Here is a 23,861-nt window from a genome sequence, read left to right on the forward strand (position 1 = left end):
TCGTTCCGGTTTCGCCCGTATCGCGGCAGCGGACGATCGCCCGGAGTGGGGTTGGCACGGCCATTGCATGAATGGTGGCTGGACGCCTTCGGGCGGACCCAACCATAGAGCCATCATGTTGGAGGAAACTGATGCTACGCCACTCTGCCGCCGCGGCGGCCCTGATCGGTGCTGCCCTGTTCACGGGAGCAGCCTTCGCCCAGTCCGGTAAGGTCACCGTCGTGACCTCGTTCTCGAAGGACGTGACCGATCCCTTCAAGCAGGCCTTCGAGAAGGCTCATCCGGGCGTCACCCTGGACGTGCAGAACCGGAACACCAACGCCGGCGTGAAGTTCGTCGAAGAGACGAAGGCCAACAATCAGATCGATGTCTTCTGGGCTTCGGCTCCGGACGCATTCGAGGTTCTCAAGGGCAAGGGCCTGCTGCAGCAGTACAAGCCGAAGGCCGAGGGCATTCCGGAAAAGATCGGCTCCTATCCGATCAACGATCCGCAGGGCTTCTACTCGGGTTTCGCGGCATCGGGCTACGGCATCATGTGGAATGACCGTTACGCCAAGGCGAACGATCTGCCCGAGCCGAAGGACTGGCAGGATCTCGCCAAGCCGGTCTATTTCGACCACGTCGCCATGGCGGCGCCCTCGCGCTCCGGCACGACCCACCTGACGATCGAGACGATCCTCCAGGGCGAAGGCTGGGACAAGGGCTGGCGTACCCTGAAGGAAATGTCCGGCAATTTCCGGCAGATCACGGAGCGCTCCTTCGGCGTTCCCGAGGCCGTGAATTCCGGTCAGGTCGGCTTCGGCATCGTGATCGACTTCTTCGCCTTTTCGTCGCAGGCTTCGGGCTTCCCGGTGAAGTTCGTCTATCCGACCGTCACCACGATCGTGCCGGCGAATGTCGCCGTGGTCGCCAACGCCCCGAACAAGGCCGGCGCGGAGGCTTTCGTCGATTACCTGGTCTCGCCTGCGGGCCAGGAGGTGCTGCTCGAGCCGAGCATTCGCCGTCTGCCGGTCAATCCGGCCGTCTACGCCAAGGCTCCGGCCGATTATCCGAATCCCTTCAAGGATCCCTCCCTCGGCGCGCGCGTGAAGTTCGACGTGGACGTGTCTGAGAAGCGCTCCAACGTCGTCGACGTTCTCTACGATCAGACCATCACGTTCCAGCTCGATGCGCTCAAGGCCGCGACGAAGGCCATCCACGACGCCGAGGCCGCGCTCGCCAAGAAGGACAACGCGGAAGCCAAGGCCCTCGTGAAGGAGGCCCGCGATCTGGTGGCGGCCATGCCGATCACGGAGGAGCAGGCCGCATCGCCCGAGATCGCCGGTGCCTTTACCGGCGGCAAGCAGAAGGGCGCACGCCAAGCCGAGCTCGAGCAGCAATGGGCGGCCTTCGCCAAGGAGCGTTATCAGCAGGCCCTTGCCAAGTCCGAGCAGGCGCTGAAGCTCGCCCGCTGATCTGACACTCGTCGGGCGGCTCGTGAAGGTGAGCCGCCCTTAAAGCCCATTATCGGATTCAGGAGAGCGTCCATGGCCGGCGCCACGACCGCCGGGCGAGCGCATGCGCCGTCCAGGTCCCTCAGGCATCTCACCATATCGGCTTCCCCGGGGCAGCTTGCTCTCGCCCTCGGAATAGCCGTCTTTCTGGCCCTGTTCCTTGTCATTCCCGTGGGGACGGTGATCTACGTCGCCTTCACGGAAAAGGGGACGGGCGCATTCACCCTCGTCAATTTCCTCGACTTCGCGCGCACGGATCTCTTCATCCGTTCCTTCTGGAACTCCGTCTATGTGTCCGCGATGTCGGTGGTCGTCGCATCCATCTTCGCCCTGCCGCTCGCCTATATCACCACGCGCTTCGAGTTCCGAGGCGCCATGCTGATCCAGACGCTGGGATTTCTGCCGCTGATCATGCCGCCCTTCGTCGGCGCGGTCGCGATGCTGCTCCTGTTCGGCCGCAACGGCACCGTGAACCTTCTCCTGAACGACTGGTTCGGCTTCAGGATCCCGTTCATGGAAGGATTGAACGGGGTGATCTTCGTTCAGGCCGTCCACTATTTTCCCTTCATTCTGATCAATCTCTCGGCCGCTTTACGCAATATCGACCGGTCCATGGAGGAGGCGGCGCAGAATCTCGGCAGCTCCGGCTTTCGCCTGTTCCGCCGCATTGTCTTCCCGCTGGCCATGCCGGGCTATATCGCGGGCGCCTCGCTGGTGTTCGTGAAGGTGTTCGACGATCTCGCGACGCCACTGCTCCTGAACGTCAAGGACATGCTCGCGCCGCAGGCCTATCTGCGCGTGACGTCCATCGGCATCGCGGATCCGATGGGATACGTGATCTCCGTCGTGCTCATCTGCATGTCCATTCTGGCCATGTGGATCTCGGCGCGCGCCATGCGGGGCAAGGACTACGCCACCGTGCAGCGCGGCGGCGGCGGCTTGTCGAAGCGCCGGATGCGGCCCTGGGAGAGCGCTGTCGCCTATGGGGCCGTCCTGCTCATTCTCCTCCTGGTGCTGGCGCCGCATATCGGATTGCTGCTGCTGTCCTTCGCGACGATCTGGTCCTTCAGCCCTCTGCCGGATGCCTATACGCTGGCTCATTACGGCCGCGTGTTCGGCGAGAGCTTCGTCTATGTGAAGAACACGCTCGTCTATGCCTCCATTGCCGGATTGATCGACGTCGTTCTCGGCACGGCCATCGCATATCTCGTGCTGCGGACGAGGCTCGTCGGACGGGAGTGGCTCGACTGGGCGGCCACGGCCGCGCTGGCGATTCCGGGTGTCGTGCTCGGTATCGGGTATCTGCGGACCTTCTACGGCGTTCAGCTTCCCGACGGCACTCCGCTCGCTACCCTGTGGATCACGATCGTGCTGGCGCTTGCGATCCGGCGCCTGCCGTACGCTCTGAGAGCCTGCTATGCGGCTCTCCAGCAGATCTCGGTCTCGCTTGAGGAGGCGGCGGAGAATCTCGGGGCCACCAAGGTGCGCACGGTCCGGCGGATCGTCCTGCCGCTCATGGCGGGCGGCATCCTGGCGGGTTTCGTCACGAGCTTCGCCACGGCCGCCGTCGAGCTTTCGGCGACCCTGATGCTCGTCCAGTCGAACGCGGACGCGCCGCTCGCCTATGGCCTCTACGTCTTCATGCAGTCTCCCGCGGGGCGTGGTCCGGGCGCGGCGCTTGGCGTCATCGCCGTGCTGCTCGTCGCCTTGTGCACCTTCGCGTCGCACCTGATCATCGAAAAGAGCCAGAAGGCCAAAGCGGCCGGGCGCTGATCGCGTCCCGAGCCTGAGGAAACGACATCCATGAACCAGCCTTTTCCTGTCGCATCATCCGGCGCCAACGCCATCGACGTGGACATCCGAAACGTCGACCTGTCCTACGGCGCCAATCACGTCCTCAAGGGCATCAATCTCCATATCAGGCCGGGGGAATTCTTCGCCTTTCTCGGGCCTTCCGGCTGCGGAAAGACGACGCTGCTGCGCCTGATCGCAGGCTTCAACCATGCCGATGGAGGCGAAGTGCTGGTCGGAGGGCGGAACGTATCGCATCTGCCGCCGTGGAAGCGCGATGTCGGCATGGTGTTCCAATCCTATGCCCTGTGGCCGCACATGACGGTGAGGCGCAATGTGGCGTTCGGCCTCGAGGAGCGGAAGGTCCCGAAGGCAGAGATCGACAGGCGCGTGGCTGCTGCCCTCGAGCTCGTGGGGCTCGCTCACCTTGCCGACCGCCGCCCCTCGCAGCTCTCCGGCGGTCAGCAGCAGCGGGTCGCCGTTGCCCGCACCATCGCGATCGAGCCGAAGGTGCTCCTTCTCGATGAGCCCCTCTCCAACCTCGACGCCAAGATGCGCGTCCAGGTACGGCGGGAACTGCGCGATCTCCAGCAGCGGCTCGGGCTGACGACGATCTTCGTCACGCACGACCAGGAGGAGGCCAACACGATCTGTGACCGCATCGCGGTGATGAACGACGGTGTTGTCCAGCAGGTCGGCACGCCCATGGAGCTTTACGAGAAACCCGCCAATCTCTTCGTGGCGAACTTCCTCGGGACGGCCAACATCGTTCCGGGCCGCGTGGTGTCCGAGGGAGGCGCGCGCTTCTTCGACATCGAAGGGGGCGTACGTCTGCCGATTCCGGCTCACGTCGCCCTGTCGGAGGGTGCGAAGCTCGTGTTCAGGCCTCAGCACGCGTCTCTGGGCAAGGGCGGGGCGGACGATGTCCTGCTGCCGGGCACCATCGTACACAGCGAGTTTCTCGGCTCGACGCTTCGCTATGGGGTGAAGGTCGGAGCGGCGGAGGTTTCCATCGATACCCCGTTCCAATCGGGCGAGGCCCTCTACCAGCCGGGCTCCGCCGTCGAGCTCGGCCTCTCGCTGCGCTCGGCCCTTTGGCTCGCTTCCTGAGGCGAGATGTGGCACTTGGCGCAAGCCGCATGACATGTTCTTTCGGCAGGAGGACGGGAATTGCCGCTCCTCCCGCCGCGGACGCTCGATTCCCTCCCTTTCCAGCAGCGATTCATGATTCCCTTGAAAGCCATCATCTTCGATCTCGACGGAACTCTCGTCGACAGTGCGCGTGATCTCCAGAACGCGACGAACGCCCTGCTGGCTGAGGAAGGCCTTCGGCAGGTCAGTCTCGCCGAGGTCAAATCCATGATCGGGGACGGAGCCGCCAAGCTCGTGGAGCGCGCCATCGTCGCGACCGGAGGAGATCCGGCGCGACTGCCCGAACTGGTTGCCCGCTTCCTCAAGATCTACGCAGCCAACTCTTCCTGCCACACCGAGGCCTATCCCGGCGTCCCGCAGACGCTGGAGAGCCTGAAGCGTCTCGGGCTGCCGCTGGCCGTCGTCACCAACAAGCCCTATGCGGCGACGATCGACATTCTCGAGAGTCTCGGACTGCGCGGTTTCTTCGATACGGTGGTCGGAGGCGATACCCTGCCCGAGCGCAAGCCTCATCCGGCTCCTGTCCTGATGGCCTTGCAACGCTTGGGAGTGGAACCCGAGGCCGCGCTCATGATCGGGGACAACTACCACGACGTGCAGGCGGCCCGCGCCGCCGGCGTTCGCGCCTGTGCGGTGACCTACGGCTACAGTCACAAGCCCCACGCGGAACTCGGCGCCGATCGTCTGATCGATACGATGCCGGATCTTCTGCCCATCATCGAAGGCGCGACTGCCGCATGACGTATCATTTCCCGGAAGCATGATCCATGAAGCTGATCCTGGTCCGTCACGGCGAGACCGTGTGGAACGCCGAGCGCCGCCTGCAGGGGCATGCGGATGCTCCCCTGTCCGCGCGCGGGATCGAACAGGCCAAGCGCGCCGCCGAGTTCTTCTCCAGCGGTCCGCCTCCGGATCTCGTCGTTTCGTCGGACCTGAGCCGGGCGCAGCGGACGGCTGAACTGCTCGGCTTCTCCAGCTTCGATCTCGACGCGCGCCTGCGCGAAATGGACCTCGGCGACTGGACGGGACGCTGGATCGAGCAGATCGAAGCCTCCGACAAGGATGCCTATCGCAACTGGCGTCTCGGATCCTTCACTCCGCCCATGGGAGAAAGCTGGAAGGACTTTTGCGTCCGCGTCGGAGCGGCGCTCGACGATGCTCTCGCCAGATCCCAGGGAGATGCGGTCATCGTCGCCCATGAGGGCGTGGTCCGGGCCGCCTGCAATGTCCTGATCGGATTGACGCCGCTCAGCCTTTCTCCGATCACTCCTGCCGCCATCACGATCTTCGACGTCGATCGATCGGCTCAACCGCGCGGAGTGCGCCTTGCCGCATACAACTTCGCCCCTTCCCCGGAGGGTCTGAGAGCGCGCGGCCTTGACCACGCTCCGGTCTAGCGCGTCGTGCGACACAATGGACCCGGTCATTTCGGGTTCGAACCGGCAGGAAGATCGAGTGCCCGGGTGACGGCCTTGCTTTGCCCCGCCCCGGCTCCAATCTAAACAGGCGGAACGCGCCAGCCGTATTTCTGCCCGTTTCCGTCCGATTCCCACCCGATCCCGATCGGAGCCTTGCGTGTCGATGTCCTCAGTCCGTCTGCACCGGCTGCTGCTGGTGGCCTCGCTGCTCGTCCCGGCCGTCGTGTTTCTGGCTGCGGCGGCCTGGAACCGGGCGGAGGTCCTGCGCGACAACGAGGAGACGATCACCCGCACGACGGCGATCCTGCATGAGCATGCCCGCAAGGTCCTGGATACGGTGGAGCTCGTTCTCGGGCGGGTGGAGGACCATATTCAGAACATGACACTGGAGGAGATCGCCTCTCTCGAGACAAGCGGTTTCCTTCAACGGTTGAAGGTTCCCCTAGAGCAGGTAGTCTCGATCTGGATCGCCGATGCTGCCGGGAGGGTGCTCGCTGGCAGCCAGCATTGGGACCCCGCCATCACCATCGCAGGGCGCGAGTGGTTCGAAGTTCACCGCGAACGGGATGCCGGTACCTACATCAGCGCAGCCTTCGAGGGCAAGGCGACCCGCACCCTTTCCTTTGCCATCAGCCGCCGCCGATCGACTCCTGAAGGGCATTTCGCCGGCACGATCCACATCGCACTCAGTCCCGAGTATTTCAGCCGTTTCTTCCAGGAAGTATTTCCGCCAGGTACTCACACCGCAAGCCTGATTCGCCAGGACGGCACCATCCTGGCGCGATCTCCGATGTCGTCTCTCAACATGCGCCTGGGGCCGGAGAGCCCCCTGATGCGCAGTATCGCTACCCAGCCGGACGAAGGGACCTTTTCAGGGATCTCGACGACCGACGGAGAGGACCGGTTCTATGCCTATCGCCGCGTCGCTCCCTACCCCGTTTACGTCATCTCCGGCGTTGACGTCGACGCGGTGTTCGGGCGCTGGTACCGGAACCTGGCGGTTTATGCCACGGTAGCGGGCCTCTCGGCACTGACCCTGCTGCTCGTCTCCTGGCTGGCATTGCGGCGGGCCGAGGCCGAGCAGGTGGCTCTCGTCCAGTTGCGTCACGAAAGCGAGCAGCGGCTCGCTGCGGAACAACGGCTGCTGCAGGCTCAGAAGATGGAGAGCATCGGTCAGCTCACCGGCGGCATCGCACACGACTTCAACAACCTGCTGGCCGTGATCCTTGGAAATCTGGATCTCCTGCGCAAACGCATCACGGACGAGCGGGCCAAACGGCTTCTCGAGGGAGCCATTCAGGGAGCACAGCGCGGCGCCGCCCTGACCCAGCGGCTGCTGGCCTTCTCCCGCCGCCAGGATCTCACTCCGCAGGCCGTCGACGTGCCGCGGCTTGTCGCCGGCATGACCGACCTGCTGTCGCGTTCGCTCGGCCCGAGCATCAAGATCGCAACCTGGTTCCCTGCCGACCTGCCGCCGGTCAAGGTCGACCCGAACCAACTGGAAATGGCACTGCTCAACCTGGCGGTGAACGCCCGCGACGCCATGACGGTCAGCGGCAAGATCACGATTTCGGCCCGGGCAGAAGACGTCGAACAGGACAATGTGCTGAGTCCGGGAGCCTATGTGTGCGTTTGCGTGAGCGATACCGGGATGGGCATGGATGCAGCAACCCTTGCCCGCGCCATCGAACCATTCTTCACGACAAAGGGAGTCGGGAAGGGTACGGGGCTGGGGCTCTCGATGATCCATGGTCTGGCGGTCCAGTCAGGCGGGACGTTGCGGCTGAAGAGCGAGGTAGGGAAGGGGACGACCGCCGAGATCTGGCTGCCGCAGGGCGAGCCGGTCTCCGAGATCCGTCCGTGCCATGAGCGGGAGCGCCCGGCCCGCCGCGCCTGCACAGTGCTTCTGGTCGAGGACGACCCGCTGGTGATGATGGGGACGGCCGCCATGCTGGAGGATCTCGGTCACACAGTCGCAGAGGCATCCTCCGGAGAGGCAGCCCTCAGCATCCTGCGGACCGACGTGTCCATAGATCTCGTAGTGACCGATCATGCCATGCCGGGCATGACCGGGCTGGAGCTGGCGGAACGAATTCGGACGAAGTGGCCAAGCATGCCGATTCTGCTGGCCAGCGGCCATGCCGAGCTGCCGGAGCGAGCCGGGCTTGCCATCCCCCGTTTGACGAAGCCGTTCCAGCGCGACGAGTTGGAGAACGCAATCGCATCGATGGTCACACCCAATTGCAAGCCGTCGAATGTGGTGTCGTTTCCGCGTGCCTAGAGCATCGGACTGGATCAGGCAGAGCGAATTCTCACCTGTCAGCAAGGCCCGAACCGGCGGTAGGGGAGGCCGGAGCCGGGCGACGGGACCCCTCCAGCACCAGACGCCACGGGCTGGATGCTGGTCCGGGCGCAACGAACTCCACTCCGAAAACCTCGGCCATTCTTTGCGGCGTCAGCGCCGCGTCGGGTTTTCCCCGTGCGACGAGCCGGCCTGCCTGCATGACGATCAGTTCATCAGCCGTGCCGCAGGCAAGCTGCAGGTCATGCAGCACGGCGACGACCGTAAGCCCGTCCTGGGCGAGCCGCCTGGATATCTGAAGAAGTGAAAGCTGGTGCTTCAGGTCGAGACTTGCGATCGGCTCATCGAGGAAGAGCACCTGTTGTCTCTCGAGCGACTGGCCGGCTTTCAGCTGCGCGAGAACACGGGCAAAATGCACCCGCTGCCGCTCACCGCCCGAAAGACTCTGGTAGTTGCGCAGGGCAAGATGCGCCACATCGGCCTCTTCGAGGGCGTCGAGCGCGAGACGCTGACGGTCTTCGCGCGTCAATCCGCGGCCTGTTCCCTCGACGCCGAGGCTGGCCACTTCAAACACGGTGAAGGGAAAGTTGAGATCGGAAGCCTGAGGCATCATGGCCCGGCGATGGGCGAGACGCCATGCCGGGATGGAATGCAGAGGCTCTCCGTTCCATCGGATCGACCCAGTGGTCGGGTGAAGTTCGCCGCAGAGGATGCGCAAAAGCGTGGATTTGCCGGCGCCGTTGGGGCCGATGACGATGTTGAAGGAGCCGCTTGCGAACGAGAGGTCGACATTGTCGACCAGTATCCTGCCTCCGCTGCGGTAGGAGATGGCTTCGGCCTCCAGGAGTGCGGTCATCGTCCCAGGCCTCCCGGACGGCGCAGCAGGAGCCAGAGGAAGAACGGCGCGCCGATGGCGGCGGTGAGAATGCCGATGGGCAGTTCCGCCGGCGCGACGACGGTTCGGGCCACCGTGTCAGCGGCGACGAGCAGGGCCGCACCGAGCAGCGCGGAGGCCGGAAGCAGCATCCGGTGGTCGGCACCGGCCATGAGGCGCAGCACATGCGGCACCATGATTCCGACGAAGCCGATCATGCCGGTGGCGGCGACCGAGGCTCCCACTGCAACCGCCACGAGCATGATCGTCAGAGCCTTCACCCGTTGCACCGACACGCCGAGATGAAAGGCCTCCGCCTCGCCGAGAGAAAGTGCGTTCAGACCGCGCGCGAGAACGGGCATGGCCAGGAGCGTCGGCAGGATGAAAGGCGCTGCGGTCAGGACCTTCGTCCAAGTCGCGCCGCTCAGCGAGCCGAGGGACCAGAAGGAGAGATCGCGCAATTGCCGGTCGTCGCTCAGATACGAGAACAGGCCCATGATCGCGCCCGAGAACGCGCCGAAGGCGACGCCGGCCAGCAGCATGGTCGGGATGGATGTACGCCCGTCGCGAGTGGCAATCGCGTAGAGCGCGAGCGTCGTCAGCAGGCCGCCTGCGAAGGCGCCGACGGGCAGGGCCATGAAGGGCAGGGGACCGGTGAGGGGCGCCAGAAGCGCGTCGCCGAGCACGATGGTTGTCGCGGCCGCCAGAGCCGCTCCCGCCGAGACGCCGATGAGGCTCGGATCGGCGAGCGGATTGCGGAAGAGGCCCTGCATCAGAGCGCCCGAGGAGGCGAGCGCCGCGCCGATGAGAAGGCCGAGCAACAGACGCGGCAGCCGTATTTGCAGGATGATGAGGGCGTCGCCGCTCCCCAGCGCCGCGGAGTCGGCGAGAGCATCGGTCACGATACGCAGAACGCGCGCCGGAGGAAGACCGGTCGCGCCGAGGCCCAAGGCGACGAAACTCGCCAGCAGCACCAGGGCCGCAAGGGCCGCCAGCAGGAGCGGTTTGCCGGGATGCGGCCCGAAGCGCATCCGATGGGCATGCAGAGCAACGGAGGTCATCGTTCTGCTTCACCCGCCTGATCGGGATGGAGCGCCGCCAAGAGATCGCGCGCAGCCGCGGGCGTGCGCGGGCCGAAGCCGAGGAGATAGAGCGTGTCCATAACGACGAGCCGCTTGCCGTTTGCGGCCGGGGTCATGGCGAAGGCCGGGAACACGAAGGGATCGGAGGTTGCGCCTCCGGGACCGCGATCCATCATGACGATGGCTTCCGGCGCCGCGGCGATCAGGCCCTCGTCCGAAAGGGGCTTCCAGCCCGTGAGAGATGAGGCCGCGTTGGTCGCGCCGGCGAGCGAGAGCATGGCATCCGCGGTGGTTCCCACTCCGCCGACGAGCGGCCGCCCGTTCTGGAGCGACAGGACGAAGAGAGCCCGCGCGGGTCGTGACACGCGCGCCCGGGCGTCGGCGAGTTGCGCAAAGCCCGCTTCGATTTCCTTCACGAGGGCGGCTCCCTGTTCGGTTGCGCCCACGGCCTGCGCGATCGTCTCGACCCGCCTCACAATTCCGGCCGGGCTCGGCTCGTCGGGCACGCGGATGATCGGGACGCCGGCCTGTTCGATCAGTTTCAGGGTGTCGGGCGGGCCTGCTCCCTCGGAGGCGATGACGAGGGTCGGGTCGAGCGAGAGCACACCCTCCGCGCCGAGCGCACGGACATAGCCCACATTGGCCTTCGTCTGGAGGGCCTCGCGGGGAAAGAGGCTCGTGGAATCCACGCCCACGATCTCCTCGGCCTTTCCGAGGCGGTAGAGGATCTCCGTCACCGCTCCGCCGATGCTGACGATGCGGAGCGCCGGGCTGGCCCGCAATCGGGAGGCGCAGAGAAAAAGCGGCGGAACGAGAAGCAGCGCGCGACGGGACAGCATCAAGGGGCAACCTTCTATTTTGTGAGGATCAGCTTGCCATTCGCGGTGACGCGCAGGCGGTAGCGTTCGCCCCTGTGGAGCAGCACCACCTCGCGCCCCGTTCCGATCAGGCTCGCGACTTCGACCTCCTTTATGGAGTCGGCCCTGTCGGCCTTGGGAGCCGGAGGCTGCGGTGGACTGCGCACGATCATTCCCAGTCTTTACTTGTTCTAAGTTGGAGCAAGTCTAATCTGACTATGTATTCGCAGTTTAGAAACATGTAAAACTACGTTGTAACTAGTCAGTATTGACGCAGTTACTTGATTTGGCTATCGGATGTAAACCCCTCTCTTGGGGAGGGGCGGAGCAGCCAGCCAGCGTGAGATCGATTTCCACGCGAGCCAGCCAGTCATCAAGAAAAAGCATCACGAAAGACTGGAATCGTCAGGATGATTACCTTCCTGCGCGAAGGACTTCGCGCGTCTACATCACCCGTTGCTCTCCTCGTTCTGGCGCCTCTGCTGGGTGCCTCGCTCTCGAAGGCGCAGCCCGCGCAGAAGGAGGAGACCGTGCTGGAGCTCGACACCATTACGGTGACTTCCGGCAAGACCGAGGACAAGGTGATCGACGATCTGGCGGGATCGAGCGTCGTCACGCGCCGGCAGATCGATCTGCTCCGGTCTTCCCGCGTCTCGGACATTCTTCAGGGCGTGCCCGGCGTTGCCGTGCAGGAGACGGGCACCGATCCCGGGCAGGCGGTGAACATTCGCGGTCTGCAGGATTTCGGCCGCGTGAACGTGCTCGTCGATGGGGCCCGGCAGGATTATCAGGTGAGCGGCCACGGCGCGAATGGCACTTTCTATCTGGATCCCGAGCTGATCGGGCAGGTGGACGTGGTGCGTGGGCCCGTTTCCACCGTTTATGGATCGGGCGCCATCGGTGGCGTCGTTTCCTTCCGGACGCGGACCATCGACGACATCCTGGCTCCCGACGAGAGATACGGAGCGGTGCAGAAACTCGGATTCGGGACGAATGGGGCAGGCGCCGTCACCAACAGCATGGTCGGTGCGCGCATCGGCACGGCCGCGGACGTGTTCGGCCAGTTCGTTTACCGCAATGCCGACACCTACCGCGACGGGGACGGCAACCGCATCAAGGATTCCGATTCCGAGCTCATGTCCGGCCTGTTCAAGTTCAACGTCTCACCGGCGGACGGCCACACCTTGAGCGGCTCCGCCCTGCTGCAGAACTATACCTTCACCAACAACGGCGACACCGGCGCAGGAACCCGTTTCGGCAACGACGTCACCGCCAACACCTACACCCTCGGCTATCGTTTCAGCCGGCCCGACAATCCCTGGCTCGATCTGAGCGTGAAGGGCTATTACACCACGACGGAGAACAGCAAGCGCGTGGTGACGCCGAGCCGAACCTACGGTTTCCTGGGAGTCCGTCCGGGCGACCGCCTGGACTACAGCAAGGAGACGCTCGGCTTCGACATCAGCAACACCTCTCGGTTCGAAGCCTTCGGTCTCGCCCATGCTCTGACCCTGGGCATCGATGGCGCCCGCGACCAGGGCGCAACGGTCGATCGCGCGGGCGGATACGGATCGGCCTTCACGCCCTCCGGAGAGCGCAGCCTGATCGGCGGCTTCATTCAGGACGAGGTGCGGATGACACCCTGGCTGCGCGCCATTGGCGCCCTGCGCTTCGATACCTATGAGCTGGATGGCGGCGGCATCAGCTCCGACGGCTCCCGCGTCTCTCCGAAAATCACGGTGGGCGTGGAGCCGATCCAGGGCATCGAGTTCTACGGCACTTATGCGGAAGGCTATCGCGCACCGTCGATCACGGAGACCCTGATCCAGGGTTCCCACCCGTTCCCGGTCTTCAACATTCTGCCGAACCCGCTGCTTCGGCCCGAGGTCGCCCACAACCTGGAGGGCGGCGTGAACGTGCAGTATGACGATGTCTGGACGGCCGGCGACAGCTTCCGCGCAAAGGTCTCGGTATTCCACAACCGGATCGACGACTACATCGATTCGGTTGCGGTAGGGCCGGTCTACAACGTGCCGGTCGTTCCGGGCATGCCGGTCGAAGCCTGCGCCTTTGCTCCATACCTTTGCCTCATTGGTGTTCAGGATCAGCAGTACCAGAACATCGCGCGAGCCCGGCTCCAGGGAGCGGAACTCGAAGCGGCCTACGATTGGGGCGGAGGATTCGTGACCGTCGCGGGAACCATCATCGACGGCGAGAACGACGTCACGGGCGATCCCTTGAACTCCGTCATCCCGAACCGCGTCAGCACGACGCTCGGCTTCAGGTTGTTCGACAGCAGGCTCACGGTCGGCACGCGTCTGACTCTCGTCGACGGCAGCAAGGAGAGCGTCACGAACCCGGCGGCAGGCTACGGCCTCGTCGATCTGTTCGCATCCTACCGCTACGATGAGAACATCAGCGGCAACATCACCATCCAGAATCTCTTCGACCGGCAATACACGCAGTATCTGAACAGCGAGCCGAGTTCGGGCCTCACGGCCAAGTTCGGGCTGACGGTCAAGTTCGCCAGCCGTTGATTGTCGCTTCCCCAACCGATCCCAAGGAGATCCTTTCCATGTTCATTGCCATGAACCGCTTCAAGGTCCTGAAGGACGCCGCGCAGGAATTCGAGCAACGCTGGCTCACGCGAGAGAGCTATTTGCACGAACTCGAGGGCTTCGTCGCATTCCACATGCTGCGCGGGCCGGAGCGCGAGGATCACGTGCTCTATTCCTCGCACACCGTCTGGGCTTCGAAGGCCCATTTCGAGGCCTGGACCCGCTCGGAGCAGTTCCGCGCCTCGCATACCCGCGCCAGCACCGGCTCCAACAAGCCGCTGACCCTGGGCCACCCGGAGTTCGAAGGTTTCGAGGTGATCCAGACCGTCGAACCCTTGCCGAAGGCGGCGGAGTGAAGAGATGGCCTGATCCGCGAACGGACTCCTCCGCGCGGAGAGGGGGCGCGAATGGCCCCCTTTCAGACCTCGTCGCAGGGAAGGCTTGCTTTGCTTCGCCTCGACGAGCTATGCCTTGCCGGTCAAGAACTTGACGATGAGGGGCCGCATGGATTTCGGAGGCAGGGGAGGGGAGTTCGACGACGAGCGGCCGTCGCTTCGCGCCTACGATCTCCCGGATCTGCCGTGGGAAAGGGTCGCCGGCCGACTGGAGGAGATTTCCATCGCCATCCTGCGCTTCGACGCCCGGGTGGAGGCGTCCGGCCTGTCGGATGGCTGGCAGTCGCGCTGCGACATGACCGAGGCCGTGCGGGCGATCATCCTGGACGGACATCTCGTCGACGTCGGCGATCTCGTGCTGCACGACGCCGGCATGGACGTGCGCCACCCCACGCATGAGCTCACGCGCGCCGCCGCGGCTCTCCGGGCGAGGCGAACCGCCCTGGCCCGGCCGACACCCTGGCCTCTGTCGATCGACGGCCTGGCCGCCCTGCGCGGGATCGGCCCCATGCGAGGGGAGGTGGATCAGGGGCGGCGAAAGAGAAAACCGGATCCGCAAAGCGAGGACGACGACCTGTCCTTTGCCAACGATGCCGATCCGTGGAAGGCGCATTTCGCCGAGATCGATGCCCTGCTCGAGCGCACGGATCGGGTATTGGCCGGCGAGACCCCGCTGCCGAGGAGCCGCCCGCATTTCGTTTACGATCCGGATCACGATGAGGCGGAAAACGAGGATCTCTGGCTCGATGTGGTCAAGCGCACTTCCCACTGGCCGGCCGTGGCGGCCGCCGCCGTCGCCTGGAACGCTTGGCTCGACCTGAACCTCTACACCCGCCTGCCGTGGCTCGGCCTGATCGTGGCGGCTGCGATCCTGCGCGCGCGGGGTCTGACCAGCCGTCTGCTGCCGCTGGCCGCGGGATTCAAGCAGTCCAGGTTCCGGCCGCAGGGGAGGGAAGGGGTGCTCGAGAAGGTCGAGGGCTTCTGTGCGGTTGTGGAGGAGGCCGTCGCGATCGGCAACAAGGATCTGGACCGGCTGATCCTGGCCCGCGATCTGATGTCGCGCGTCACCGCCAAGTGCCGCTCGAATTCGAGGCTGCCGGACCTCGTCGAGCTGTTCCTCTCCCGCCCTCTGGTGACGGTGCCGCTGAGCGCCAAGCTCCTGAAGGTCACTCCCAAGGCCGTCGACCTGATGCTGGCGCAGCTGGGTGGTGCCCTGCCGCGCGAGCTCACCGGCCGGACCCGTTATCGTGCCTGGGGCATTGTATAGAAGTCGTATAGAAGTCGCCGGACGGCACTGGCAGTGCCTCGCTCTCGCCTTACTGCCATGCTTCAGGAAGATTGGACGGGGCTGAAGGGGAGGATGGCGGTTGTTTGAGGATCACGGTAGCACACGGATCGATCTGGTCTGTCCGCAATGCCGGAAGCTGTTCAAGGTCCGCTTGCGGAAGCTCCAGTTCGGGGCGGAGCTGACCTGCCGCCTGTGCCGACACGAGTTCCCGGCCCAGGATGTCTCCGAACGCCCTGAGGTTCAGGAGGCGCTTTCCCGAATGCGCCGGATTGTCGCACAGCGCATGGACCACGGGGCGGCCAGCGGAAGCCCGAGCGTCACCAAAGATCATGGCCGCCAGCCACCCGTCCACCCCAAGGCTCCCTTGAAGGCACCCGCCCCGCGCGAAAGCAGCGGAGAAGCGCCCGCTCGCGCTGGACCGGCGACGCCGCGGATCGAGGGCGTCTGACCTGACATCAGGGAAGCCGGGAATCGTGATCCGGCACGCTTGTCAGATTTCCGCGGTCGGTTGCCGGGACGGGGCCGATGACCATCGGTTTCTTGAGAATGCAGCCGATTCAGGAGGATTGCCCGGGCTGATCGGCTTTCCCGGCCGGCCTCTGCAGGAGGCCATTGAGCAGCAGATCCACTGCAATCTCGAAATGCCTTTCCATGTCGATGGGCCGGCGATCCGAGAACAGAAGCATCGAGATGTTCAGGGACAGGGCCGGCGAGAGGAGCAGCTCCGGAAACTCCAGGATCGATGAGCGGCGGATCTCACCTCTCTCGGCTCCGTCCTCCAGGCTCTGACGCAGGCGTCTGACCACGGGGCCCATGAAGTTCTGATGATGCTCGTCGATCAGTTCGGGGAAGCGGTTCGCCTCGGCGATCAGCAGACGGAAAATCTCCCGGCCTCGCGGGTCCGTCGCAAGGATCCGGTACAGAAAGCAAAGATAGGCGCGCAGGAACTCCGCCGTCGATGAGGCGCTGCTCTCGGCGAATTCTTCGGCCTGAACGTGAACGGGCCGCGAGAGTTCGCGGACCATGGCCACGAAGACCTGCTCCTTGTTCTCGAAGTAGACGTAGATCGTGCCCTTCGTGACGCCGGCCCGGGCGGCGACGTCCTCCAAGCGCGTGGCGGCATAGCCCTTCTGAACGAATTCCTCGAAGGCCGCCTCCAGGATCTCGCCCGGGCGTTCGGCTTTGCGGCGGGTCCTGACAGCGCCGGCCTTACCCGAATCCCTCGTCTCCCGCTCTTCGTCGCTCGGGTGCGTCGGCATTAGTGTTTCACCTCTTCCGGCAGGGATCACCAAGGTCTTACGGGCGCAGTCGATGCGTCAACAGGGATCGGTCAGGCAGTTCGGTCGGCCGCCCTCAAGCTCTACCGGAACAGCCGACAATTCGTTGATTTAATATTGACTAACCGGTCAGTCAATAATTATATGCGCTGCACCATTCTCAAGAGTCGTGACGATTCCACCGATGATCCGAACCAATTTCCCGGCAGCCGCTATCTCTCTGTCTGCAGCTCTGTTCCTCGGTCCGGTCGCGGCTGCGAACGCCCAGCAACCGGGAGGAGGCCAGGCTCCGCCGCCGCAGGTGACCGTGACCCGAATCGAGGCGAAGAGCGTTCCCGTCACATACTCGTACGCGGCCCGGATCTCGGCGTTCCGCGAGGTGCAGGTGAGAGCCCGCGTCGGCGGCATCCTGCTCAAGAGGAACTTCACCGAAGGCGCGCAGATCAAAGCCGATCAGGTGCTCTTCGAGATCGATCCCGCACCCTTCGAGGCGGAGCTGGCCCGGGCCAAGGCGCAGCTCCAGCAGGCTCAGGCGCAGCTCAGCCAGGCCAAGCGCGATGCCGAACGCGCCTTGCAGCTCTTTGCAAGGGGCGCGGGCAGCGAGAAGTCGCGGGACGATGCCATCGCGGCGAAGGAACTTGCGGAAGCGTCCGTCGCAGCAGCCCGGGCACAGGTCCAGACCGCTCAGCTCAACCTCGACTACACGCATGTGAGAGCCCCCATCGGCGGCATCACCAGCCTGGAGCAGGTACCGGAGGGCAGCCTGATCGGGACCAGCGGCGACAGCGGCCTGCTGACCTCGATCACTCAGCTCGATCCCGTCTATGTGAATTTCGCCTTCGCCGATCGCGAAGGCGCAGAGATCCGGCGCCTCCTGAAGGCGCAGAACGAGGGCGCTCCAGCGAAGGACCTCAAGGTGAAGATCGCCTTCGGGGATGGCGAAGTCTACGAGCACGAGGGCACCATCGACTTCACGTCGAGCAGCATCGACACCGAAACCGGAACCCTGCAGGCGCGCGCCGTGGTGAAGAATCCCGATCACCGCCTCGTGCCGGGCCAGTTCGTGCGGGCGACCGTCACCGGCCTGACCCTGAACGAGGCCATCGTGATCCCCGAGGCTGCCGTGATGCAGGGACCGCAGGGGCAGTTCGTCTATACGATCAACGGGAGCGGCAAGGCCGAGGTCCGCCCGGTTCAGCTCGATCGTCAGACCGAGGGCGGCTGGGTCGTGTCGTCGGGCCTGCGGGCGGGTGACAGGCTCGTCACGGAAGGCGTCATCAAGGTGCGTCCCGGAGCCCCTGTGACCGCCTCGGCCTCCACCCACACGAATGTCGCGGTGAAGTGATGAATTCCCGCTTTTTCATCGACCGGCCGGTCTTTGCGGCCGTGATCTCGATCGTCATCGTTCTCGCGGGAGCCTTGGCGATCCGGGCATTGCCGATTGCCCAATATCCCGAACTGACGCCGCCGCAGGTGGTCGTGAGCGCCACCTATCCGGGCGCCAGTGCCGAGACGGTCGCCCAGACCGTGGCGGCCCCCCTTGAGCAGCAGATCAACGGCGTGGAGGGCATGCTCTACATGCAATCCTCCAACTCCAGCAGCGGCACGATGCAGCTGACCGTGACCTTCGCCCTGGGCACGGATCCGGACCAGGCCACCATCGACGTCAACAATCGTGTCCAGCGCGCGACTCCGACCCTCCCCTCGGAGGTGACCCGCCAGGGCGTCACCGTCGCCAAGCGCTCGACGTCGATCCTGGGCATGGTCGCCATGTTCTCGACGGACCCGCGTTACGATCGCACCTTTGTGGGCAATTACGCGCTTCTCAACGTCATCGACGAGCTCAAGCGCATCCCGGGCGTGGGCGACGCCTCGGCGCTCGGCTCTCTCGATTATTCCATGCGCATCTGGCTGCGGCCGGACAAGCTCGCCCAGTTCAACCTGACGCCGACGGACGTCGCAGCCGCCATCCGCGAGCAGAACGCCCAGTTCGCCGCCGGCCGCTTCGGCGACGAGCCCACCGACAAGTCGGTCGCCTTCACCTACTCGGCCACGACCATGGGCCGCCTGCCGGACAAGGAGGCGTTCGAGAACATCATCCTGCGCTCCGACGCGAACGCCGCCGCGCTGCGCCTGAAGGATGTCGCCCGGGTCGAACTCGGCGCCCAGAGCTACACGGTCACGGCCGAACTCAACGGCACGCCGGCCGTTCCGATCGCGGTCTACCTCCAGCCCGGCGCCAATGCGCTGGCCACCATGGAGGCGCTGACCGCCCGCATGGAGGAGCTGAAGCAGGCTTTTCCCGAAGGAATCGACTATCAAATTCCCTTCGACACGACCAAGTTCATCAAGGTCTCCGTCGAGGAGGTCATCCATACCTTCATCGAGGCGATCATCCTCGTCGTCGCCGTCGTGTTCCTGTTCCTGCAGAACTGGCGTGCTACGCTCATTCCGGTGATCGCCGTGCCGATCTCGATCATCGGCACCTTCGCCGGCATGTACATGTTCGGCTTCTCGATCAACCTGCTGACCCTGTTCGGCCTGGTGCTGGCCATCGGCATCGTGGTGGACGACGCCATCGTGGTGCTGGAGAACGTCGAGCGCATCATGACCGCGGAGCATCTGCCCCCGCGTCAGGCCGCCATCAAGGCCATGGGCGAGGTCACGGGCCCGGTGATCGCCATCGTGCTGGTGCTCTGCGCCGTGTTCGTGCCCGTCACCTTCATGGGTGGCCTGGCCGGCGAGATGTACAAGCAGTTCGCGGTCACGATCGCGATCTCGGTGACCATCTCCGGCATCGTGGCGCTGACCCTCACGCCCGCCCTGTGCGCGCTGATCCTGAAGCCCGGTCATCAGCAGCCGGCCCTGCCGTTCCGCCTGTTCAACCGCGCCTTCGACCGGCTCACCGCCGGCTATACGGCCGGCGTGCGCTTCCTGGTCCGCCGCGTGGCGGTGGGCCTGATGATCTCGGCCGGCGTGGTCGGGGCGACCGCCTACCTGTTCATGACGATTCCGGGTTCGCTCGTGCCGGACGAGGACCAGGGCGTTCTGTTCAGCGTCGCGATTCTGCCTCCGGCGGCCTCGCTGAGCCGCACCCAGGCGGTGGTCGGCACGGCCAGCGACAACTTCCGGAACCATCCGGCGGTGGAGAATGTGTTTGCAGTGTCGGGCTTCGATCTGCTCTCGGGCGGCCAGAAGACCAGCGCCGGCACCTCCTTCGTGTCGCTCACGGATTGGGACGAGCGCCGAGCGCCGGAACTCGATGCCCGTAGGCTGGCGGGGCCGTTCATTGGCATGAATGCGGGCATCAAGGACGGCATGGTCCTCGCCTTCAATCCGCCCCCGATCATGGGCCTGAGCACCACGGGCGGCTTCGAGCTCTATCTCCAGGACCGCACAGGCAGCGGCGTCGCCAATCTCGCGGCGGCGACCGCGAAACTGGTCGAGGCCGCCTCCAAGCGCCCCGAACTCACCGGCGTGCGCACGACGTTCGATACGAGCGTCCCGCAGTACAAGATCGATCTCGATCGCGAGAAGGCGAAGGCTCTGAACGTACCGATCAACTCGGTGTTCGAGGCTATGCAGAGCACGTTCGGCAACCTCTACGTAAACGACTTCACCTTGTTCGGGCGCAACTACCGCGTCATGCTGCAGTCGGAATCGAACTTCCGTCAGACGCCGGACGATCTCAGGCACGTCTTCGTCAAGGCGGGGTCTGGCAGCATGATCCCGCTCAGCACACTGGTGAGCGTCGAGCGCGTCATCGGCCCCGATCAGCTGGAGCGCTTCAACGCTTTCAACGCCGCCAAGGTGACCGGGAATCCGGCCCCGGGCTACACCTCCGGGCAAGCAATCGCCGCCATGCAGGAGTTGGCGCGGGAGGCGATTCCAGAGGGGTTCCAGATCGCCTGGACGGGTTCGGCCTATCAGGAGCTGGAAACGGGCGGCACCGGATCCCAGGCGATGATCTTCGGCCTGGTCATGGTGTTCCTGATCCTGGCGGCGCAGTACGAGAAGTGGAGCCTGCCGCTGGCGGTGATCACGGCGGTGCCGTTCGCGCTGTTCGGCGCTCTCGTGGCGATCTGGCTGCGGGGGTTGACCAACGACGTGTATTTCCAGATCGGCTTGGTCACGCTCATCGGGCTGGCCGCCAAGAACGCGATCCTGATCGTGGAGTTCGCGGTGCTCCGGCGGCAGGAGGGGGTGAGCGCGGTCGAGGCTGCCATCGACGCCGCACGGCTGCGGTTCCGCCCCATCGTGATGACCTCGCTGGCGTTCATCCTGGGAGTCGTGCCGCTCGCCATCTCGACTGGTGCCGGCTCCGCCAGCCGCCATTCCATCGGGACCGGCGTCATCGGCGGGATGCTGGCGGCGACCTTCATTGCGACCTTCCTGATCCCGATGTTCTACCGCCTGATCGCATGGCGCCAGCCGAAGCCCAGGGACGAGGACGAGGCTCTGCCAGCCGTGACGCCGTCCGAGGCCTCATGAGCCGACAGGAGGGCTCTGTCGCAATTTGTGCATGCGGATGGAAAGCTCCTTGGGCGGCTCAGATTTGCTTATGCGGCAAGCCGATCGAACTGTTCAGCGAGCGACGTTTGATGAGTGCAGGCGTACTTCGCCTGTCCCTTGCGCATCATGTGAACCATCTCAATCCCACCCAGGATCACGTGGGCCGTGGTAGTCGACTTGAAGCCGAGCATCGGACGAATGCGCCTTTTGATAGCGCGATGATCCTGCTCGATGCGATCGTTGAGGTAGGTACTTTGGCGGATGCGAATGGATTCCAAATCACGCTGTGATCTGCTCTGAAGTCGATCTGCAGTATCGCAAGACAGGATCGCCTCGCGGTTCGTCTGGCTGCCGTCGACCACAATCCGCTCAGGACGGCTGTGGCGCTTCAGCGCCTTGCGCAGGAAGCGTTTGGCCGCAGCAAGATTGCGCTTCTCGCTGAACCGGAACTCGACCGTATCGCCGTTGCTGTCGATGGCGCGGCAGAGATACATCCAACGCCCACGGACTTTGATATACGTCTCGTCCATGTGCCATCTGTTCATGACCGGGCGCTTGCGCCGATTGAACCGCTCCAGCAGGTCGGGCGAGTAGCGAATGATCCATCTGTGAATGGTCGCGTGATCGACCGAGATGCCACGCTCGGCCATCATTTCTTCCAAGTTCCGCAGGCTCAGTCCGTAAGCGAGATACCACCGGACACACAGCAGGATCACCGAACGATCAAAATGCCTGCCCTTGAATATCGCGCACCTTCGGAGCCACCGGAGGCATAGACCGAACTGAGTTACTGATGAGTTTGCGACGGTTCCGTGCATGTTACTGATTTTGGTGCATGGCAGGCTCTGCGCAACGAAGGCCCAGGCTTGCCAAGTGATCCGTGTGACGGCAATCTCAGCCCAACGAGACGTTCAGCGGGTGGTTGCCGGAGCATTGTCTCGGCGGGCAACAGGACATGGGAAACGGCCAAATCATGATCATGGACAGTGGGAACGCCGATGTCGGCGAGACAGACGAGGTGGCTTTGCTCGGGCGTCGGTCGGCGCTTCTCAGCCGCCGGTCGTTTCTGGTCGGCTCGGCCGTCGGCATCGGCGCGCTGGGGCTGGCCGGTTGCGTGACCTCCGACGGCATGAGCGTCGCCGAGGCGGCGAGGGTCTACGGGCCGGTGCCCGATGAGAAATTCCCGATCCCGGCGATCGATGTCAGCAAGGTCGACCCGAAATACTATCGCCGGACAGTCCGCTACGACACCAAAGAGGCGCCCGGCACGATTATCGTCGATCCCGGCAACTATTACGTCTACCGCATCGAGGGCGACGGAACCGCCACCCGCTATGGTGCCAATGTCGGCCGCGACGGATTCCGGTGGAGCGGTGACGCTTATGTTGGGCGCAAGGCCGAATGGCCGACCTGGACCCCGCCCAAGGAGATGATCCGGCGCCAGCCCGAGGCGGCCAAATGGGCCCGCGGCATGCCCGGTGGCCTCGACAATCCGCTCGGCGCCCGCACGCTTTATCTCTACCAGAACGGCGCTTACACGCTCTACACGATCTACGCCAGCCTCGACGCCGAATCGATCGGTACAGGCATCACAAGCGGCTGCGTCGGCCTGCTCACTCAGGATATGATGCACCTGTACTCACGCACGCCGGTCAAGACGAAGGTGGTCGTCCTGCCAGCATAGCAACGGCGCCAACTCCGGTCCAGGCGCTGCCGGTGCGGGCAGTGCAAACAACAGGCCGGTTCTTGGAGCCCGAGCGATCGTGCGGGTGGCGATCCTTTGCAGGTCGACGACGCGGCCTTTATCGTCACGCACGACCCAGGTTGGCGACGCCAGCACCAGCGACACGCAGCTGTTCCCGAGGTCAATTGTGACGGCCATGCCCTGGCGAGGAATCGGGTGATAGGGAGCGGTTCCTGCAGCCCGCCAATGCATTGGCGTTTGCTGAGGGACCCGCGGCCTCGGACCACCTCTCTCTGCGGTCCAACCTAGTTCGCGCCGTGATGCTGGCACCCGCTGGCGCCACGACCGCACTGGTCATGCGGCGGGCCCGTCGTCTGATTAAGGGCGGGCTTTTGGAGAACCGACCTTCAAGGCATGTACTGGCCGCCGTTCAATTCGATGGTCTGGCCGCTGATGTAGCCGCTCATGGCGTTGCTCGCGAGGAACAGGAACACGCCGACTGCATCTTCAGGTGTGCCGATCCTTGCCATGGGAATCGTCTTGCGTTGCGCCTCGATCCATTCCGGGCTTGAGAAGCGCTCATGAAACGGGGTCATGATGACGCCGGGCGAAACGCCGTTCACGCGGATGTTGCTGGGCGCGAGCTCCTTGGCCATGTTGCGCGTGATGTTGAGCACGAAGGCTTTCGCACCTGCATAGAGACCTGCTCCCGGCCCGCCGCCGTTGCGCGCCGCAATGGAGCTCATGTTGATGATCACGCCGCCGCCTTGCGCCCTGCCGAGATAGGGCAGGGCGGCTTTCGAGGTCATCACCACCGAGCGGATGTTAGTGTCGAGAACTCGGTCGTAAAGCTCGTCGTCGAGCTCCTGCAGAGGCGACCGCTTGATCATTGCGCCTGCATTGTTGATCAGGATGTCGAGACCGCCGAGTTTGCCGACCGTATCCTCCACCAGCTGCGCCGCCGCAGCGGAGCGCGACACGTCCGCCTGCAGGACGTAAGCCTCGCCGCCCGCCTCTCGGATCTCCCGCCCGACGGTTTCGGCTTCGCCTGCGCTTGCGTTGTAATGCACGATGACGCGCGCGCCGTGCGCGGCGAACGCCTTGGCAACGGCCGCCCCCATACCTGTGCTCGATCCGGTGACAAGAACGCGCTTGCCTTTTAAATCTTCAAGCATCTT

General features: G+C 64.5%; 20 protein-coding genes. 13 read left to right on the plus strand and 7 right to left on the minus strand.

The genetic code is table 11. The features are described 5' to 3' along the window. The first annotated feature begins 131 nt into the window (after nucleotides 1-131). The 6 genes from GR328_RS18220 (at nucleotide 132) to GR328_RS18245 (ending at nucleotide 8,135) form a co-directional block, all read left to right on the plus strand. A complete protein-coding gene (locus GR328_RS18220; protein WP_160886269.1) occupies nucleotides 132-1,454 on the plus strand; it encodes an ABC transporter substrate-binding protein in 1,323 nt (440 codons plus the stop codon). 72 nt (nucleotides 1,455-1,526) lie between these two features. Then, nucleotides 1,527-3,266: an ABC transporter permease gene (locus GR328_RS18225; protein ID WP_205790111.1), complete on the plus strand. Its 1,740-nt coding sequence runs from the start codon at nucleotides 1,527-1,529 to the stop codon at nucleotides 3,264-3,266. A gap of 30 nt (nucleotides 3,267-3,296) precedes the next feature. Next, nucleotides 3,297-4,394, plus strand: coding sequence for an ABC transporter ATP-binding protein (locus GR328_RS18230; protein WP_160886271.1), 1,098 nt, complete (start codon nucleotides 3,297-3,299; stop codon nucleotides 4,392-4,394). A gap of 114 nt (nucleotides 4,395-4,508) precedes the next feature. Further along, nucleotides 4,509-5,177, plus strand: coding sequence for a phosphoglycolate phosphatase (gene gph, locus GR328_RS18235; protein ID WP_160886273.1), 669 nt, complete (start codon nucleotides 4,509-4,511; stop codon nucleotides 5,175-5,177). A gap of 26 nt (nucleotides 5,178-5,203) precedes the next feature. Then, nucleotides 5,204-5,833 (plus strand): histidine phosphatase family protein, encoded by a 630-nt coding sequence (locus GR328_RS18240; RefSeq protein WP_160886275.1) that lies wholly within the window; start codon nucleotides 5,204-5,206, stop codon nucleotides 5,831-5,833. Nucleotides 5,834-6,017: 184 nt separating this feature from the next. Beyond that, nucleotides 6,018-8,135, plus strand: coding sequence for a hybrid sensor histidine kinase/response regulator (locus GR328_RS18245; RefSeq protein WP_160886337.1), 2,118 nt, complete (start codon nucleotides 6,018-6,020; stop codon nucleotides 8,133-8,135). A 31-nt stretch (nucleotides 8,136-8,166) separates the two neighbouring features. On the opposite strand, the gene GR328_RS18250 is transcribed toward GR328_RS18245, so the two are convergent. The 4 genes from GR328_RS18250 to hemP are packed head-to-tail and all read right to left on the minus strand — an operon-like array spanning nucleotide 8,167 to nucleotide 11,142. Further along, nucleotides 8,167-9,012, minus strand: a complete 846-nt coding sequence (locus tag GR328_RS18250; RefSeq protein WP_160886277.1) for a heme ABC transporter ATP-binding protein — start codon at nucleotides 9,010-9,012, stop codon at nucleotides 8,167-8,169. After that, on the minus strand, nucleotides 9,009-10,091 hold the full coding sequence (locus GR328_RS18255) for a FecCD family ABC transporter permease (RefSeq protein ID WP_160886279.1): 1,083 nt from the start codon (nucleotides 10,089-10,091) through the stop codon (nucleotides 9,009-9,011). The genes GR328_RS18250 and GR328_RS18255 overlap by 4 nt, the downstream gene beginning before the upstream one ends. Then, nucleotides 10,088-10,951 carry a heme/hemin ABC transporter substrate-binding protein gene (locus GR328_RS18260; RefSeq protein ID WP_160886281.1) on the minus strand — a complete coding sequence of 288 codons (864 nt, stop codon included), beginning with the start codon at nucleotides 10,949-10,951 and terminating at the stop codon, nucleotides 10,088-10,090. Before GR328_RS18260 ends, GR328_RS18255 begins: the two co-directional genes overlap by 4 nt. A gap of 14 nt (nucleotides 10,952-10,965) precedes the next feature. After that, a complete protein-coding gene (gene hemP, locus GR328_RS18265) occupies nucleotides 10,966-11,142 on the minus strand; it encodes a hemin uptake protein HemP (RefSeq protein WP_160886283.1) in 177 nt (58 codons plus the stop codon). A 237-nt stretch (nucleotides 11,143-11,379) separates the two neighbouring features. Here hemP and GR328_RS18270 point away from each other — a divergent pair, with 237 nt between their 5' ends. The 4 genes from GR328_RS18270 (at nucleotide 11,380) to GR328_RS18285 (ending at nucleotide 15,658) form a co-directional block, all read left to right on the plus strand. Then, entirely contained in the window at nucleotides 11,380-13,506 is a 2,127-nt protein-coding gene (locus GR328_RS18270) for a TonB-dependent hemoglobin/transferrin/lactoferrin family receptor (RefSeq protein ID WP_160886285.1), read from the plus strand. A 38-nt stretch (nucleotides 13,507-13,544) separates the two neighbouring features. Then, nucleotides 13,545-13,883 (plus strand): heme-degrading protein HmuQ, encoded by a 339-nt coding sequence (gene hmuQ, locus GR328_RS18275; RefSeq protein WP_160886287.1) that lies wholly within the window; start codon nucleotides 13,545-13,547, stop codon nucleotides 13,881-13,883. Nucleotides 13,884-14,031: 148 nt separating this feature from the next. Next, nucleotides 14,032-15,189: an RHE_PE00001 family protein gene (locus GR328_RS18280; protein ID WP_246215954.1), complete on the plus strand. Its 1,158-nt coding sequence runs from the start codon at nucleotides 14,032-14,034 to the stop codon at nucleotides 15,187-15,189. Nucleotides 15,190-15,289: 100 nt separating this feature from the next. Continuing rightward, the gene (locus tag GR328_RS18285; protein WP_160886289.1) at nucleotides 15,290-15,658 is read left to right on the plus strand and encodes a hypothetical protein; all 369 of its coding nucleotides are present in this window, start codon (nucleotides 15,290-15,292) and stop codon (nucleotides 15,656-15,658) included. Between the two features lie 109 nt (nucleotides 15,659-15,767). Here GR328_RS18285 and GR328_RS18290 read toward each other — a convergent pair whose 3' ends face one another. After that, nucleotides 15,768-16,469, minus strand: a complete 702-nt coding sequence (locus GR328_RS18290) for a TetR/AcrR family transcriptional regulator (protein ID WP_160886291.1) — start codon at nucleotides 16,467-16,469, stop codon at nucleotides 15,768-15,770. 202 nt (nucleotides 16,470-16,671) lie between these two features. Here GR328_RS18290 and GR328_RS18295 point away from each other — a divergent pair, with 202 nt between their 5' ends. Both GR328_RS18295 and GR328_RS18300 read left to right on the plus strand, forming a co-directional pair. Next, on the plus strand, nucleotides 16,672-17,832 hold the full coding sequence (locus GR328_RS18295; protein WP_160886293.1) for an efflux RND transporter periplasmic adaptor subunit: 1,161 nt from the start codon (nucleotides 16,672-16,674) through the stop codon (nucleotides 17,830-17,832). After that, nucleotides 17,832-20,978, plus strand: coding sequence for an efflux RND transporter permease subunit (locus GR328_RS18300; RefSeq protein WP_160886295.1), 3,147 nt, complete (start codon nucleotides 17,832-17,834; stop codon nucleotides 20,976-20,978). The genes GR328_RS18295 and GR328_RS18300 overlap by 1 nt, the downstream gene beginning before the upstream one ends. Before the next feature lie 68 nt (nucleotides 20,979-21,046). Here GR328_RS18300 and GR328_RS18305 read toward each other — a convergent pair whose 3' ends face one another. Continuing rightward, a complete protein-coding gene (locus tag GR328_RS18305; RefSeq protein ID WP_160886341.1) occupies nucleotides 21,047-21,745 on the minus strand; it encodes an IS6 family transposase in 699 nt (232 codons plus the stop codon). A 227-nt stretch (nucleotides 21,746-21,972) separates the two neighbouring features. Between GR328_RS18305 and GR328_RS18310 the strand changes: the two genes are divergently transcribed. Next, entirely contained in the window at nucleotides 21,973-22,683 is a 711-nt protein-coding gene (locus GR328_RS18310) for a L,D-transpeptidase family protein (protein WP_160886297.1), read from the plus strand. Between the two features lie 407 nt (nucleotides 22,684-23,090). On the opposite strand, the gene GR328_RS18315 is transcribed toward GR328_RS18310, so the two are convergent. Continuing rightward, nucleotides 23,091-23,858, minus strand: a complete 768-nt coding sequence (locus GR328_RS18315) for an SDR family NAD(P)-dependent oxidoreductase (RefSeq protein ID WP_160886299.1) — start codon at nucleotides 23,856-23,858, stop codon at nucleotides 23,091-23,093. Nucleotides 23,859-23,861 lie beyond the last annotated feature (3 nt).

The sequence above is a fragment of the Microvirga makkahensis genome, assembly GCF_009830105.1.
Classification (GTDB): Bacteria; Pseudomonadota; Alphaproteobacteria; order Rhizobiales; family Beijerinckiaceae; genus Microvirga; species Microvirga makkahensis.